Genomic DNA, 15,771 nt, shown 5'->3' on the forward strand with positions numbered 1-15,771 from the left:
ATCATCTTTGTAAGTTTCTTTGTTTTTACTTTCTGCTTGTATAGGTTTAAAAGGCTTTTCTTTGTCTTCTTCTGAAGTTTCTTTGTTATTTGTATTTTTTAAAGGATTGCTATAATCTACACCTTTTGCCTTTTCTGTTTCTTCTAGTGATTTTACAAACTCATCGTGCCTTTGTTTAAAATCAAGATATTTAGTTTTAAATTCTTCTAGGCTCATATTAGAATTAATAAGCTTATTGTATTCATCTCCTAAATTCTCAATAGTTTTTATTAGTTTATCATCTCCTAAATTTTTAGCTCTATTTATATAATTCCATATTGATAAACTATCTCCCATAGGATTGCCCCAGCCATCTTGCTCGTAGGAATATTTTAAGGGATTTTTATTCATAAAGGACAAAAATTCTTTTATTTCATTGTTGTCCGTATCGCTATTAAGTCCAGCTAATTTACCCAGTAAGGTTGTTTGTCCTTTAATTGTGCTAAGATTATTTATAAAAAACGCAATTAAAGCACCACCTTTAGATATTTTGTTATCATGTATTTGATATTTATTAGAACCCAAATCCGCTATATTTTTATCAGCAAGCTTCCAAATGAAAGCATTATCGCTTTGTAATTCTTGCCAATAATTTACCCCATCTTTTTGGGATAGATTTTTTAAATCCTGTTCTTGAAAGCTTTCTCCTAATCCCTTATCTTTAACAAAAGAAGAAAAAGAGTTATAAGCATCTCCTATTGTTTTGGCAATGTCTATTTGAGAGTAAAAAGGTTGTCTTTTAATAAAGTTATTTACAAAATTATTTAAACCATCTGCATAAATCTTATAATCTTTTGGCAAGCCTGCTGCTTTGTTAAAATCACTTGTAAAAAAGCCCTCTTTATCTACGCCATAGCCTAAAATTTTATCTACTGCTTGTGATTTATCACTTACAAGGTTATTATTTGCTATGACATTAGATGATTTTGTATTTGAGGTATTATTTGTGTAATTGTAGTTTGAATAAGAATTTATACCATTAATCATTTTTGCCTTCCTGTAAGTAAAGTTTTATTTATAAGATAAATCGGCAAAAATGATTTTTTCTTAAGTAAAAATTGTATTTAATGAGGAATTCCTGCTGTTAATCCACCATCAATCAAATAAAGTCCACCAGTTATAAAACTTGCCTTTGGACTTGCTAAAAAATAAATCAGCTCGGCTACTTCATTGGCTTGTCCTACTTTTTTTAAAGGATATTTTTCTGCTTCATTTTGCCAATAAAAATCTGTATTTCCACCATGTGTAATGTTGGCAAAGTCTTGAAATAATCTCTCTGCCATCGGTGTTTTGATAGTTCCTGCACATACAGCATTTACTCTAATTTTTGGTGCTAAATCTAAGCTTAAAGATTTTGTTATTTGTCTAAAGCACCTTTTGTAAGTCCGTATGCAAAGCTATTTGGCTTTCCTACAAAACATTGGTCAGAGGCATTGATTACAATACTTCCGCCTTCTTTTTTCATATGAGGAATGGCGATCCTCATGGTGTTTACATAGCCATAAATATTGGTTTGAATAATCAAATCAAGCTCCTCATCGCTAATATCAAGAATGGTATTGCAGCGATGAATTCCTGCATTTAAAGAAATTACATCAAAATTTCCAAATTTTTCTAATGCTCTAGCGACAGCATTTTTAATATCTTCTTTATTTTTTGTATCTCCTGCTATAAATAAGACATCTTTTAAATTATTCGCTATTTTTTGTCCTTCTTCTTGATTGATATCCATAAAGGCTACTTTATAGCCTTCATTATGAAATTTATGTACACAAGCATTGCCAATACCAGTAGAGCCTCCTGTAATAAATACAACTTTATCCATAGCATTATCTCCTTTTGTAAATTATAAAGAAATTATTAAAACATATCTAATTTTAAAATATCTTAAAATTAAAATTTAATGATTAATTTTTTTGAGAGCTTGTGTATTTAATATAATTTTTTGCACAAAGATAAAAATTTTTTAACTTTTATCTTGCTTGTTAAAATAATTTTTAATCTTTTGCACAAATTTTTCTTTAGGTTTGATTACACCACTTTCCTTGCCATTTGTGGCATGGTATACACTAACTCCATATTTGCTTGCATAAAATTGCATGAGTAGTTTTTGTAGTTTGTATTCGCTAGAATAATTAAACCAAGCATTATTACTTATGGCTATAATAATTTTTGAATTTTTATAATTTTGTTCTTTTGTAGCTTCGTAACAAATAGCATTGGTAATGATTTGATCATTGAGTTTGTATTTGCTTTGTAATGGTCCTTGATCAAATTCTGCTATATTGGGTAAGAAGTATTTTTGTATTGTTTTTTTGAAAAATGGAATTTCTTCCCCAAAAGGTACTAAAAAATGTTTATTGAGTATATAGCTATTGCCTCCTTTAAAAATATATGTACTATTGTAAGTTTTACCCTCTTGTATGTTAAATGCTCCAGCTATGATGATAATTTGGTATGATAGCTCTTTTAGCATTTTTTCGTATAAGGTGTTTTTGAGATTAAATGCAAAAGCGGTTTCTGGCAAGATGACGAGCTCTTTTTTTTCATTGATGGCTTGAATAATTTCTTTGATTAGATTGTCTGAATTTACAGATACATTTTCTTGAAGGAATTTTTGATCTTGAGATATATCTGTGGAGATAAGCTTATAGGATAGATTTAGCTCTTCTGATTTTTTTTCATCGTATTGAAAGCCTATAAAAAATATAATTAAGAGAATAGCAATTTTATAATATCTTGAAATATAATTTTCATGAATAATATATGCTAGTAAAAAAATACAAATAATACCACGATAACTTGGGTCAAAAAAACCATATACAGTATAAACTCCCCAATTAAGCCAATCAAAGCCTAAAGGATGAATAAAGCTTAAACAAAAAATTCCGCAAAGGCGTAAAAAATCGAATTTAAATAAATAACAAATTCTAAAGAGTATTCCATAAACTATACCTATAAGGATAATAACTATAGGTACTAAATAATTTAAGTCAAAATAAATCGAAGAAAGTCCTATCCACCAAAACCAAAGTATCCCTACAAAAAATCCTATCCAAAAATATTGCTTAGGACTTTTGCTTTTTAAAAGCAAGACTAAGCCCCAAATTGCAAGAAATGAACTGATCGCTTGGGTAAAAATATTTTCAAAAAAAGATAAATAAATACAATTTGAAAGCAAAAATGCTATAAAAAAGACTTTTATTATTTTAAAAATGGTAGAATTAGTGTTTAATTTTTTTGGAATAAAGGAAAAATATGGCAGAAAATTCAATTTTAACTTCATTGTTACCTCTTGTTGTGCTATTTGCAATTTTTTATTTTTTGGTTATAAGACCACAACAAAAACAAGCAAAAGCACATAAACAAATGCTTGAGTCTTTGCAAAAAGGAGATAAAATCATCACTAATGGCGGACTTATTTGTGAAGTCGTAAAACCAGAGGAGGATTTTATCAAAGTTAAGCTTAATGAAGACAATGTTACTGCAAAAATTTCAAGAGAATTTATAGCAAAGAAAATTGATGCGTAATTCTAAAATCACTTATCGATTGGTTGTTTTTATTGCGGTATTTATTTTTGGAGTTGTTTTTTCACTCCCTTCTTTTTTGCAATCCGAGCGAGGAGCGAAAATCAATTTAGGGCTTGATTTACAAGGCGGACTTTATATGCTTTTGGGTGTAGATAATCAAGAGGCTGTAAAATCTAAAATCAAATCCGTCGCTTCTTCTTTGAGTTATTCTTTTAACAAAGAGAATATTTTAAACGATGGCTTAAATACCCATGATGATATTTTAGAATTTACTTTGCTTGATAATGCAGATATTGCAAAAGTTGAAAATTTGCTTAAAGAAATAAAAGGAATTAATATACAAAGTGAAAATATGCACTATAAAATTTCTTTTACCTCAGAAGAAGTAAAAAATATAGAAAATTTTGCACTTTTGCAAGCAGTTGAAACCATAAGAAATAGGCTTGATCAATTTGGTTTAGCAGAGCCAACAGTTGCTAAACAAGGTGATGATAAGATTTTGGTTGAACTTGCAGGGATTAAAACCAAAGAAGATGAACTAAGAGCAAAAGAACGCATCACAAAAGCAGCACATTTGCAACTTATGGAAGTTGATGATTCTAAAATGGGTCAAGATTCTACAATGAGCGATGCTGAGGCTGCGAGTTATGGACTGATTTTAGTGCCTGATTCTAGAAATCCAAATTTAAAATATCCTTTAAAAAGCATTCCTATTTTAGATGGTTCTATGCTTACAGATGCTAGAGTAGGGCTTAGTGATACGAGTAATTATCCTGTTATTAATTTTACTTTAAATGCTGAAGGTTCTAAGAAATTTGCTGATTATACAGGAGCAAATGTTGGAAAGCGTTTGGCTATCGTGCTTGATAATAAAGTATATTCTGCTCCATCGATTAATGAACGCATAGGCGGTGGAAGTGGTCAAATCAGCGGGGCTTTTACCCAAGAAGAAGCACGCGATGTGGCGGTAGCTTTAAGAAGTGGGGCTTTACTGGCGCCAGTTAAACTTTTAGAGCAAAGAAGTATAGGTCCATCTTTGGGTGCTGATAGTATTAAAATGAGTATGATAGCTCTTATAGGTGCTTCGATTTTTATCGTGGTATTTATGGTGCTTTATTATGGTATGGCAGGAATTTTTGCAAATATTGCAATGCTCGTTAATGTTTTGGTTGTTGTGGCTGTAATGGCAATGTTTGGTGCAACTTTGACTTTACCAGGTATGGCAGGACTTGTTTTAACTGTAGGTATGGCTGTTGATGCCAATGTTATCATTAATGAGCGTATCAGAGAGCTTTTGCGCGAGGGTGCAAATATCAAAGCAAGTATAGAGCAAGGTTATAAAAATGCTATGAGCGCGATAATAGATTCTAATATCACCTCTCTTGTAACCTCTATAGCACTTTATGCTTATGGAACAGGTGCTGTTAAAGGATTTGCAGTGACTTTAGGAATTGGTATTGTTGTTTCTATGATTACTGCTATTTGGGGAACGCATGGAATGTTTGATTATTTTATGCGCCGTATTGAAAAAAGTAATAATACAAGATTTTGGTTTGGTTATAGGAGAAAATAATGCAGTTTTTTAGCGAAAAGAAAATTTATGATTTTATGAGAATGCGTTTTGCTGCAATTTCTCTTTCTATCGTTTTATTTTTTGGGTCTATTTATTTGCTTTGGGATAGGGGTTTGCAATTTGGTATTGACTTTAGTGGAGGTACTTTAATCCAGCTTAAATACGATACAGCAGCTCCCATTCCTCAAATTCGTGAAATCTTAGAAAAACAAGGCAGTTTTCAAAATTTATCCGTAACTGAATTTGGAAGCAAAGAAGAGATTACTATCCGTTTTTTAGGAAGCAATGATAGCTTAGGTAGTGATATAGGAGAGCATATTAGCACCCTTTTAAAAGATACGGGCAAATTTGAAGTGCGTCGCGCGGATGTTGTGGGTCCAAAAGTGGGCGATGAGCTTAGAAATAAAGGTATTATGGCTATCATTGTATCCTTAGTAGCGATTTTAATTTATATCGCAATACGCTTTGAATGGCGTTTTGCATTAGCGGCAATTATTAGCGAAATTCACGATGTTGTGATTACTTTAGGGGCGATTTCATTGTTTAAAATCGATGTAAATTTAGATACCTTGGCTGCGGTTTTAACAGTGCTTGGATATTCTTTAAATGATACAATCATCATTTTTGATAGAATTAGAGAGGGAATTAAGACGAGTAAAAAAAGCGAGCTTGCTCCTATTATTAACGAAAGTGTTTCAGCAACCCTATCTAGAACGGTATTAACTTCAGGTCTTACTTTGGCCACTGTTGTCATACTTTATTTTTTTGGCGGAGAGATGATACAAGGATTTTCTTTGGCTTTGATAGTGGGTATTGTTGTAGGAACTTTAAGTTCTATTTTTGTAGCTAGTCCGACTTTACTTTGGTTTAAATTCAGTGTTATTGATTTTAGAAATAAAGAGCTTGAAAAACTTAAAAGAAAGCAAGAAAAAGAACGCAATCGTGCAATGTATGAAAAAGGAACGGTTTAAAGGAATATTATGGCTTATGATGCAAATTTAATAGAAAAAAGATGGCAAGAAATTTGGGACAAAAATGAGTATTTTGAACCTAAAGATGATTTAACCCTACCTAAAAAATATATTTTATCTATGTTTCCTTATCCAAGTGGTCGTATACATATGGGACATGTGAGAAATTATAGTATAGGTGACGCTATTGCTAGATATTATCGCAAGATAGGTTATAATGTTTTACATCCTATCGGTTTTGATAGTTTTGGTATGCCCGCTGAAAATGCAGCTATTAAGCACAAAATTCATCCAAAATCTTGGACTTATGAGAATATAGCCTATATGAAAAATGAACTTTTTTCTTTAGGGTTTTCTTTTTCAAAAAAAAGAATGCTTGCAACCTCTGATCCGCTTTATACAAAATTTGAACAAGAATTTTTTATCAAAATGTATGAAAAAGGTTTGATTTATACCAAAGAAGCGAATGTAAATTGGTGCGAGCAAGATCAAACCGTTTTGGCAAATGAGCAAGTAGAAGATGGAAAGTGTTGGCGTTGTGGACATGAAGTGGTTCAAAAAAAGATGCCAGGGTATTATGTAAAAATTACAGCCTATGCAGAGGAACTTTTAAGCGAACTTGAAAATTTAAAAGATAAGTGGCCTTCTCAGGTTTTAACCATGCAAGAAAATTGGATAGGTAAAAGTGAAGGTTTGGAATTTTCTTTAAATTTAGACAAAGAAAGCTTGGAAAAAACAAAGACACAATCTTTTGAAGTTTTTACTACTCGCGCAGATACTATTTATGGTATTTCTTATGTAGCTTTAGCACCTGAACATAAAATTGTGCAAAATTTAATACAAGCAAATTGTTTAGATGATGAAAAAGTAGAACAAATTAAAAATATGCAAAAACAAAGCGCTAGGGAAAGACAAATAGCTGATAAAGAAGGGTGTTTTTTAGGAATTTACGCTATCCATCCTTTGACTCAAGAAAAACTCCCTGTTTGGGTGGCAAATTTTGTTTTAGCTGATTATGGTAGTGGGGCTGTAATGGCTGTTCCAGCTCACGATGAGAGAGATTTTGAATTTGCTAATAAATACAAACTTGAAATCAAGCAAGTGATTGAGTGTGAAGATGCACAGCTTCCTCATGTTCAAAAAACAGGAAAGCTTATCCAAAGTGGTGAATTTAATGGGTTTGATTGCAATGAAGTAAGAGCGAGAATTATTTCAAAATTTGAAGATGAAAAGTTAGGAAAAAGGGTTATTAATTTTAAAATTCGCGACTGGGGAGTTTCTCGCCAAAGATACTGGGGTGCTCCTATACCTATGGTAAAATGCAAAAATTGTGGGATTGTGCCTCAAAAAATTGAGAATTTACCTATTACCTTGCCTGAAGATATTCAAATCACAGGAGAGGGCAATCCGCTTGAAAAACATCCTATTTGGAAAAATTGTACTTGTCCAAAATGTGGACAAGAAGCACAAAAAGAAAGCGATACTTTGGATACTTTTTTTGAAAGTTCATGGTATTTTGCACGCTTTGCAAGTGATGAAAAAACATGGCAAGAAAAGGCTTTGGATAAAGAAAGTGTGAAGTATTGGATGAATGTTGATCAATATATAGGTGGCATAGAGCATGCCATTTTACATTTGCTTTATGCAAGATTTTTTCAAAAAGTTTTAAAAGATTTAGGCTATTTAGAGGATAATGAGCCTTTTGCTAGACTTTTAACTCAAGGTATGGTTTTAAAAGATGGTGCCAAAATGTCTAAATCCAAAGGAAATGTAGTCGATCCTGATGATATTATCAATAAATACGGAGCCGATACTGCAAGACTTTTTATCCTTTTTGCTGCACCTCCTGCTAAAGAACTTGAATGGAATGATGATGCGGTTGAGGGGGCTTATAGGTTTATTTGTAGGCTTTATGATAGGGCTCAAAATGTAAGAGCTGGGGAGCTTTTAGAATTTAAGCATGATGATTTAAATAAGGAAGAAAAATACGCTAGATTGAAAGTGTATGAAGCTTTGAAAAAATCTTTTGAAGTTTATACTCAAAGCTTTGCTTTTAATACCCTAATCGCTGCTTGTATGGAAGCGCTTAATGCTTTAGCTCCTTGTAAAAATGAAGCTTTAGAACAGGAAGCTTTTTATATTATCTTAAATATTTTAGAACCTATTATTCCTCATGTGTGCTTTGAATTAAGTGATAAGCTTTTTAAATGTGAGAATTTTAAGGTTTTAAATTTAAAAGAAGAAGTTTTTGTAAAAGATAGTTTAAATTTAGGCATCAGCGTAAATGGCAAAAAGCGTGGAGAAATTGAAGTTTCAAGCTCGGCAAGTCAAGATGAAATTTTAGAGCTAGCAAAGCAAAAAGTTTCAAAATGGCTAGAGGGTAAAAACATAGTTAAAGAGATTTATGTAGAGGGAAAACTGGTAAATTTGGTGATAAAATGAAAGGAATTTTATTTTTTATCGTAGCTTTGTTTTTAGGGGCGTGTGGTTATGTTCCAACTTCAAAAGTAGCGGATAATATTTTTGATGATAAAGTATATGTGAATGTGGAATTAAGCCTTCAAGATCCTAGAAACAGTATTTTCGTAGCCGATACGCTTAAAGAGATGGTTATTTCAAAATTGGGACGAAGATTGGCTTTAAAACATGAGGCAGATGATGTGATCAATGTTAGGATGAATAATCTTGAATTTATCCCTTTAATCTATGATCAAAATGGTTATGTTGTAAGCTACAAAGCCAAACTTAATCTAGAATTTAAAGTGGTATTTAAGGATGGTAGCGTCGAACATTTTAATACAAGTGGAAGCTATAATTTTGATATATCACCTAACAGTATTATCAGTGATACAGCGCGCTACGAAGCTATACGCTCAGCTTCTAGCGAAGCTTTTGATGAATTTATTTCAGTAATAGCTATCAAGGGACAAAAGCGTGCTGCCCAATATTAATGAAATAGCAAAAGAAACTTTAATCACACTTAAGGATAGAAAGCTTCGTCCTACCCCTGAAAATTATACAGAAATTTTTGAAGAGCTTTCTAAAAAATATGGTTTAATAAGCTCAAATAAAGCCAAGCTTGAAAAATATAAAGCTTTGCTTTTACCAAACTATCAACAAGAGTTAAATTCTAAATCCATCCGTACTTTAGAAGAATTAATAAGCTTTTTAATCTCCGCATTAAATAGACAAAATGGAAAGCAATTTAGTGAATTTTTCGATTTTTTGGCTACCTTATCTAAAAGTTTGCAAGTAAGTAAAGATAAAAAAATCAGAGACTTGGCTAAAATTACTTCTATTAGAATTTCAAAAACTATGGACAGCGAAAGTATTTATTTGCTTTCTAAAAAATGGAAAGAATTTGAAAAAAATTATAACGAAAATGATTTAGAAGGCGGATTAAGAAGATATGGCATCGCAAAATATGATGATTTTGATACCGTGGTTAAAAAACTTTTAAATAAGTTAGAAGAAAGAAGTTTAGAAGTTTTTGCTGAACTTTTGGCTTCTTGTTTGAATCCATCTTTGGTTGAGGATCTTAAAATTCATGGTTTTGCACAAAATTTACTTCAAAAACCCTTTCTTTTAAGTGAAAGCGGTTTTAAAAATGAACTTTTAGAATTTGTCAATCGTCGTGTGATGGTTGATAATATGTATGTGCAAAAAAATTTAAATTTTTTTAATGATAACTTGAAAAAGATTTATGAACTTTTTATGCTGTTAAACAAGTCCAATGAGCAAAATATGGATTTTATAAATACCTTAAAACCCGATAAACAAGGGGAAATAAAACTTAGTTTTGAACTTTTAAAACAAAAATTTATACAACTTAATGAGAGGATTAATTCTTTAAATGCACAAATTGAATTTACGCAAAATTTAGAAGAGCGTGAATCTTGGAGTGTTTTAAAAGAGCTTGAGAGATTGGATGAAAATTACAATAAATATAAAGTTAATTATTCTTTAGCATTATTTTCTATAAAAAATTATCGTTTTATTATGGAAAGGTATGGGGTAGGTAGCTTAAATGAAATTTTTGTGCGTTTTAAAAAAATTTTAAAAGATAATTGCTCTGAATTTGATGAGCTTTGGATGATAGATGAAAAGAGTTATCTTATTATTTCACCTGGAAGAAATAAAGAAAAAGTGGCACAGCTTGTCCGAGAAAATTTAAAGACTATTGAAAATTTTCGTTTTATTTATAAGCAAGATATTATTACTCCAAAAATTATCACAGCTTATTTGGATAAGCAAAGTAAGCCCCATACTAATATTTTAGAAGAATTAATGAATCAAATTTCAAATTTAGATGAAAGAAACAATGCAAAAGATCAGTAAGGTTGATGAATTTTTAGTACAAAAAAGTACAAATTATGACAAGATTGATCGTTTTGTTATGTTTAGAATGTATGAAAAATATAAAACAAATTTTTCGATTAAACCCATTGTGCATATTATAGGAACCAATGGAAAAGGAAGTACGGGTAGATTTTTAACCCAGCTTTTAGAAGGCTTGGGTTTTAAAGTGGGGCATTATACCAGTCCGCATATTTTTGAATTTCGTGAGCGCTTTTATAAAAATGGAGATATTATTAGCGAAAATGATTTAGAGCTCGCGCATGAAAATTTGTTAGATATTTTTAAGGATAATTTAAAAAAACTTAGCTATTTTGAATATGCTACTTTTTTAGCAGTCGAGCTTTTTAAAGATTGTGATTATGCGATTTTTGAAGCAGGAGTTGGGGGTGAATATGATGCAACTTCTGTTTTTGTTAAAAGCTTGAGTATTTTTACAAAGGTGGGATTTGATCATACTCAAATTTTAGGAGATAGTTTAGAAAAGATTGCTAGAACAAAATTTAAAGTTATGGCAAAACAAGCTTTGATTTCAAGCGAGCAAGATGAAAGAGTTTTGCAAATGGCTCAAAAAATAGCATTTTTAAAAAATACAAAATTATATTTTTCATGGCAGTTAAAGGATGAAAATTTAATGCAATTAAATGAGTATGTTCAAAAATACGATTTGCCTGAATTTTTAAGACACAATTTAATTTTAGCCTTAAATGCATTAGAAATATTACTTTCTAAAGAAAAACTTAGTCAAGCTTTGTTAAAATTAGGAAAATTAAATTTAAAGGGACGCTGTGAGCAAATTGCGCCCCATTTGTATGTGGATGTGGGTCATAATGTTATGGCTGCTAGCGCCCTGTGTAAAAAATTTAGTGGCAAAAAGCTTGTTTTAATCTACAATTCTTATCTTGATAAAGATATTTTTGAGATTTTAAAAACATTAAAGCCTATTATTGATACAATAAAAATATATAAATATGTAAGTTTAGAAAGAAGATTGGCTAATGATAAAATTTATCAAGTTGCCAATGCTTTAAATCTTAAGTGTGAAGAATTTGTTTCTTTAGATGAAAAGAAAAAAACTTTAGTTTTTGGTTCTTTCGCTTTAGTCGAAAGTTTTTTAAAGGAGTGGAGTGATAAAAAATAAATTTACCATCACTATTACAGATATTAATGGTTCAAGGCATTTTTATTTAAATCAGATCATTAAAAAAATCGTTCTTTATGTAGTAGCTTTTATATTTTTGTTTTTAATTTTTAGCGGTTTTTATATTAAATATCTTGATAGCAAACTGAGTGATATTAGTACTAAAAGAGAAGAGCTTTTAGCAAAAAGCAAGGAATTAGAACTTGCTAATGCGCAAATGCAAAAAAATGTTGAAGAAAAAGCAAAGCAATATGCAGCTATAGAAGATAAGATTGCTTCTTTTGAAGAAGCTTTGGGCTTAGAAGCTGAAAATAATCTTACTATTACAGATAGGCTTGATAATTTAAAGCTTACAAATGAGCAGAAAATTGGGATTTTAGGACAAATTCCTAATGGATGGCCTATTGAAAATAAAGGCGTTACGGGAAATTTTGGATGGAGGGAACACCCTCTTTTAAAAAGAAGAGAATTTCATCCAGGTATTGATTTAAGAGCAGCGATAGGTACGCCTATATATGCACCTGCTAGTGGGGTGGTTGAGTTTTCAGGATATAGTGATAATGGTTATGGGTATAATGTGATTTTGCTACATAATTTTGGCTTTAAAACTGTTTTTGCTCATATGGTGAGAAAAGATGTTGTTAAAGCAGGCCAGTTTGTCAATAAGGGGCAACTGATAGGCTATACTGGCAACACAGGACTTTCAACAGGTCCGCATTTGCACTATGAAGTAAGGTTTATTAATAAAACCTTAGAACCTTTATATTTTTTAAATTTAGAAAGAAAAAATATGAATGAGTTTTTTAATCAAGAAAGGAGAGTTCCATGGCAATCTTTAATAAAAGCGGTAACGGCACAGCACTTAGCTCCAGTTCCGAAACAACAGTAATTTCATCAGGTGCTAGAATAGAGGGTAAATTTTATTTTGCTTCTATGCTTCATGTGGATGGAGAGCTTAATGGTATAGTGCATTCTGAAAGCATAGTAGTTATAGGAAAAAATGGGAATTTAAAAGGTGAGCTTAAGGCTGATAAGATAGTTGTTAATGGCTGCTTTGAAGGCGATTTGGAGGCAGATAGCCTTGAAATTTTAGCAGGTGGCGTGGTTAGCGGGAATATCAGCATTAAAGACTTAGCTATAGAAAATGGCGGTCGTTTTAATGGGACTAGTAAAATAAAGCAAGAAGAGCCTGTAAGGTTGTTAGAGAATAGCTCAGAATAATGCAAGCAAATTTTTTTGAGTATTTACAAGATTCAAATATAGCACAATTAGTGCTTTGCGAAGATGATAAAGAATCTTTTTTGCTTTCTCAAGTTGCTCTTTTTAAGGATCTAAAAACCTTTGTTTTACCTGATTTTAGAGCTGAATTCGGAGATGATTTAAGGGCTTTTTCCAAGGAGCTTTTTGAGCTTTGCAAGGTTTTAAATGCTTATCACAAGGAAAAAGATACTAAAATTCTTATTTCCCCTTTGTCTACCATACTTAAAAAATTACCCGGTCAAAAACATTTAAAAAATTACAAACTTTCTAAGAAAAATGTTTTTAATTTAAGTGAATTTAAAAATGAGCTCAACAAGCTTGGATATGAATTTGTGGATATGGTTCAAGATAAGGGTGAGGTAAGTATACGCGGAGAGATTATTGATATATTTTGTATCAATGAAGAATTACCTACTAGGGTTTTGCTTTTTGGAGATGAGTTAGAAAGCATTAGAAAATTTGATCCTATGAATCAAAAATCATTTCCCAAAGAATATGAAGAACTTGAAATTTGTCCTTTTTTGACATATTTTTCTGAGGAAAATTATGAAAATTTTAAAGACAAATTAGAAAATTTCAATAGCGATGTTTTGATTAATGATATTAATTCTTTAGGATTTTGGTGTATTAATGATTTTTGTGATTATTTAGAACTTGATTTTATAAGTATCAAAAAATTCAATCAAGAAGAATGGGATAAAGATCTTAGCAAAATCAATGCTAAAATTATACCCCAAGCCTCTGTTTATAAGGATTTAAAAAGTTCTTACAATAAAGACTTCTTTTCTTTGCAACAAAATAAAAAAATTACGATTTTGGCTAAAAATGAAGCTTTGTTTAAGGCTTTAGAGCTTGAAAATACACAAAATATTTCTTTTCAAAAAAGCGATTTGATCCTTAATTTAATTAGCAATCAAGAACTTATCATCTCATTAAATCATAAAGAAAAACAAAAATATAAGCGTAAAGCAAATTTGATTATAGATGAGTTAAAAATTGGTGATTTTATCGTTCATGAGGATTATGGTGTGGGTAAATTCTTAGGTCTTGAAATGATTAGCATTAGTGGGGCTAAGAAAGAATTTGTTGCCATTGAATATCAAAATAGCGATAAACTTCTTTTACCGGTTGAAAATCTTTATATGATAGATAAGTATTTAGGAGCTAGTGGAGGCATACCGCTTTTAGATCGCTTGGGAAAAATGACTTTTATCAGGCTAAAAGAAAGGCTAAAAACCAAGCTTTTGGCTATTGCTTCTGAGATTGTTATTATGGCGGCTAAAAGAGCTTTAATTAAACCAAAAGAAATCAAGATAGATTATGCAGATCAAGCTTATTTTGTTTCAAAAGCTGGATTTTCTTATACACAAGATCAAAATAAGGCTTGTGAAGAAATTTTAAACGATTTTGAAAACGGCAAAGTGATGGATAGACTTTTAAGCGGTGATGTGGGTTTTGGTAAAACCGAAGTTGTGATGAATGCTATTTATCCCGTGGTAAAAAGCGGTTTTTGTGCTTTTTTCTTTGCGCCTACCACGCTTTTATCTCATCAGCATTATAAGAGTTTAAAAAAGCGTTTTGAGCCTTTTGGCATTGAAGTTTTTAAACTGGATCGCTTTACAAGCACTAAAGAGAAAAAAACTTTAATGTTAAATTTAGAACAAAACAAAGCCTGCGTGGTGATTGGCACCCACGCACTTTTAAATGTAGAATGTGAAAATTTAGCCCTTGTTATCATTGATGAGGAGCATAAATTTGGAGTAAAACAAAAAGAAAAATTAAAAGAATTAACCCAAAATTCTCATCTTTTATCTATGTCTGCTACTCCTATACCAAGGAGTTTAAATCAAGCTTTAAGCTCTATAAAATCTTATAGTGTTTTACAAACCCCTCCAGAAGATAGGCTTGATGTTAGAACCTTTGTGAAAGAAAATGATGATGCGCTTTTAAAAGAGGCTATAACAAGAGAATTAAGACGCGGCGGACAAATTTTTTATATACACAATCATATTGCAAGTATAGAGCAATGTAAAAAACATTTACTTGATTTATTTAAAAATTTAAGGATTTTGATTTTGCATTCTAAAATTGATGCGAAGATTCAAGAAGAAGAAATGCTTAAATTTGAAAACAAAGAATACGATTTACTTTTAAGCACTTCTATTGTTGAAAGCGGTATTGATCTGCCTAATGCAAATACTATGATAGTCGAAAGAAGTGATAGATTTGGAATGGCTGATTTGCACCAATTACGCGGCCGTGTAGGCAGGAGTGATAGGCAGGGGTATTGTTATTTTTTAGTTGAAAATAAAGAAGAACTTACTCAAGATGCACTTAAGCGTCTTGTTTCTTTAGAGAGTAATTCTTATTTAGGAGCAGGTTCAGTTTTAGCTTATCATGATCTTGAAATTCGCGGAGGTGGAAATTTGCTAGGTATCGATCAAAGCGGACACATAGAGCAAATTGGACTTAGCTTGTATCTTAAAATGCTAGAAGATGAGTTAAATGCACTTACTAAAAAAGAAAGCTTTGAAGAGAAAAAAATAGACTTAAAACTTACCATCAATGCTTTTTTAAATTCAGAACTTATCAATGAAGATCGTTTAAGATTGGAGCTTTATCGTAGACTTAGTAAATGTAAAAATATAGATGAAGTCTATGAAATTGAAGGTGAGATAGAGGATCGCTTTGGGAAATTAGATCTTTATACAAAGCAGTTTTTAACATTGATTATAATTAAAATTTTAGCTTTGGGGAAATTTAAAACCATAAGTAATTTTGAGCAAAATATACAATTTGTAAAAATTGATGACGAAAAAGAGTTTATTAAAGCAAGAAGCAAAGATGATGATGATATTATAGAAGCAGTTTTAACGCATTTAAGGAAAGATAAATAAATG

12 protein-coding genes and 1 pseudogene are annotated in these 15,771 nt (G+C 31.0%); 10 read left to right on the forward strand and 3 right to left on the reverse strand.

The window, feature by feature from the left end; translation table 11 throughout:
• The 3 genes and pseudogenes from CCO88_RS01950 to CCO88_RS01965 all read right to left on the reverse strand — a co-directional run.
• The coding region (locus CCO88_RS01950; RefSeq protein ID WP_002829821.1) for a Cj0814 family flagellar-dependent secreted protein at nt 1–1,026 on the reverse strand (1,026 nt) is incomplete at its 3' end.
• 77 nt (nt 1,027–1,103) lie between these two features.
• A pseudogene (locus CCO88_RS11085) lies at nt 1,104–1,864 on the reverse strand (SDR family NAD(P)-dependent oxidoreductase).
• A 141-nt stretch (nt 1,865–2,005) separates the two neighbouring features.
• The gene (locus tag CCO88_RS01965; RefSeq protein ID WP_004290196.1) at nt 2,006–3,325 is read right to left on the reverse strand and encodes an apolipoprotein N-acyltransferase; all 1,320 of its coding nucleotides are present in this window, start codon (nt 3,323–3,325) and stop codon (nt 2,006–2,008) included.
• Between CCO88_RS01965 and yajC the strand changes: the two genes are divergently transcribed.
• Genes yajC through mfd form a run of 10 tightly spaced genes read left to right on the forward strand, consistent with a single transcriptional unit; the run spans nt 3,298 to nt 15,768 of the window.
• Complete coding sequence (yajC, locus tag CCO88_RS01970; protein WP_002786346.1) at nt 3,298–3,570, forward strand: preprotein translocase subunit YajC; 273 nt, start codon at nt 3,298–3,300, stop codon at nt 3,568–3,570. The two genes, CCO88_RS01965 and yajC, sit on opposite strands and share 28 nt — an antisense overlap.
• Complete coding sequence (gene secD, locus CCO88_RS01975; RefSeq protein WP_002839206.1) at nt 3,563–5,143, forward strand: protein translocase subunit SecD; 1,581 nt, start codon at nt 3,563–3,565, stop codon at nt 5,141–5,143. Before yajC ends, secD begins: the two co-directional genes overlap by 8 nt.
• Entirely contained in the window at nt 5,143–6,114 is a 972-nt protein-coding gene (secF, locus tag CCO88_RS01980; protein ID WP_002777148.1) for a protein translocase subunit SecF, read from the forward strand. The genes secD and secF overlap by 1 nt, the downstream gene beginning before the upstream one ends.
• A gap of 9 nt (nt 6,115–6,123) precedes the next feature.
• Nucleotides 6,124–8,556, forward strand: a complete 2,433-nt coding sequence (gene leuS, locus CCO88_RS01985) for a leucine--tRNA ligase (RefSeq protein ID WP_002786348.1) — start codon at nt 6,124–6,126, stop codon at nt 8,554–8,556.
• Nucleotides 8,553–9,065: an LPS assembly lipoprotein LptE gene (gene lptE / locus CCO88_RS01990; protein WP_002777144.1), complete on the forward strand. Its 513-nt coding sequence runs from the start codon at nt 8,553–8,555 to the stop codon at nt 9,063–9,065. The genes leuS and lptE overlap by 4 nt, the downstream gene beginning before the upstream one ends.
• On the forward strand, nt 9,049–10,452 hold the full coding sequence (locus CCO88_RS01995) for a hypothetical protein (RefSeq protein ID WP_002786349.1): 1,404 nt from the start codon (nt 9,049–9,051) through the stop codon (nt 10,450–10,452). Before lptE ends, CCO88_RS01995 begins: the two co-directional genes overlap by 17 nt.
• Nucleotides 10,424–11,611, forward strand: coding sequence for a Mur ligase family protein (locus CCO88_RS02000; RefSeq protein WP_002780234.1), 1,188 nt, complete (start codon nt 10,424–10,426; stop codon nt 11,609–11,611). The genes CCO88_RS01995 and CCO88_RS02000 overlap by 29 nt, the downstream gene beginning before the upstream one ends.
• Complete coding sequence (pgp4, locus tag CCO88_RS02005) at nt 11,598–12,500, forward strand: peptidoglycan metallopeptidase Pgp4 (RefSeq protein ID WP_002839209.1); 903 nt, start codon at nt 11,598–11,600, stop codon at nt 12,498–12,500. Before CCO88_RS02000 ends, pgp4 begins: the two co-directional genes overlap by 14 nt.
• Nucleotides 12,437–12,832, forward strand: coding sequence for a bactofilin family protein (locus tag CCO88_RS02010; protein WP_002780236.1), 396 nt, complete (start codon nt 12,437–12,439; stop codon nt 12,830–12,832). The genes pgp4 and CCO88_RS02010 overlap by 64 nt, the downstream gene beginning before the upstream one ends.
• The gene (mfd, locus tag CCO88_RS02015; protein ID WP_002839211.1) at nt 12,832–15,768 is read left to right on the forward strand and encodes a transcription-repair coupling factor; all 2,937 of its coding nucleotides are present in this window, start codon (nt 12,832–12,834) and stop codon (nt 15,766–15,768) included. The genes CCO88_RS02010 and mfd overlap by 1 nt, the downstream gene beginning before the upstream one ends.
• Nucleotides 15,769–15,771 lie beyond the last annotated feature (3 nt).

The sequence above is a fragment of the Campylobacter coli LMG 9860 genome, from assembly GCF_000254135.1.
GTDB classification, from domain to species: domain Bacteria; phylum Campylobacterota; class Campylobacteria; order Campylobacterales; family Campylobacteraceae; genus Campylobacter_D; species Campylobacter_D coli.

Coding starts and splice junctions, on each gene's coding strand:
- leuS (WP_002786348.1), top strand. CDS start 6,124: ATGGCTTATGATGCAAATTTAATAGAAAAAAGATGGCAAGAAATTTGG.
- CCO88_RS02000 (WP_002780234.1), top strand. CDS start 10,424: ATGAAAGAAACAATGCAAAAGATCAGTAAGGTTGATGAATTTTTAGTA.
- CCO88_RS01965 (WP_004290196.1), bottom strand. CDS start 3,325: ATGAAGTTAAAATTGAATTTTCTGCCATATTTTTCCTTTATTCCAAAA.
- mfd (WP_002839211.1), top strand. CDS start 12,832: ATGCAAGCAAATTTTTTTGAGTATTTACAAGATTCAAATATAGCACAA.
- CCO88_RS02010 (WP_002780236.1), top strand. CDS start 12,437: ATGGCAATCTTTAATAAAAGCGGTAACGGCACAGCACTTAGCTCCAGT.
- lptE (WP_002777144.1), top strand. CDS start 8,553: ATGAAAGGAATTTTATTTTTTATCGTAGCTTTGTTTTTAGGGGCGTGT.
- secF (WP_002777148.1), top strand. CDS start 5,143: ATGCAGTTTTTTAGCGAAAAGAAAATTTATGATTTTATGAGAATGCGT.
- secD (WP_002839206.1), top strand. CDS start 3,563: ATGCGTAATTCTAAAATCACTTATCGATTGGTTGTTTTTATTGCGGTA.
- yajC (WP_002786346.1), top strand. CDS start 3,298: ATGGCAGAAAATTCAATTTTAACTTCATTGTTACCTCTTGTTGTGCTA.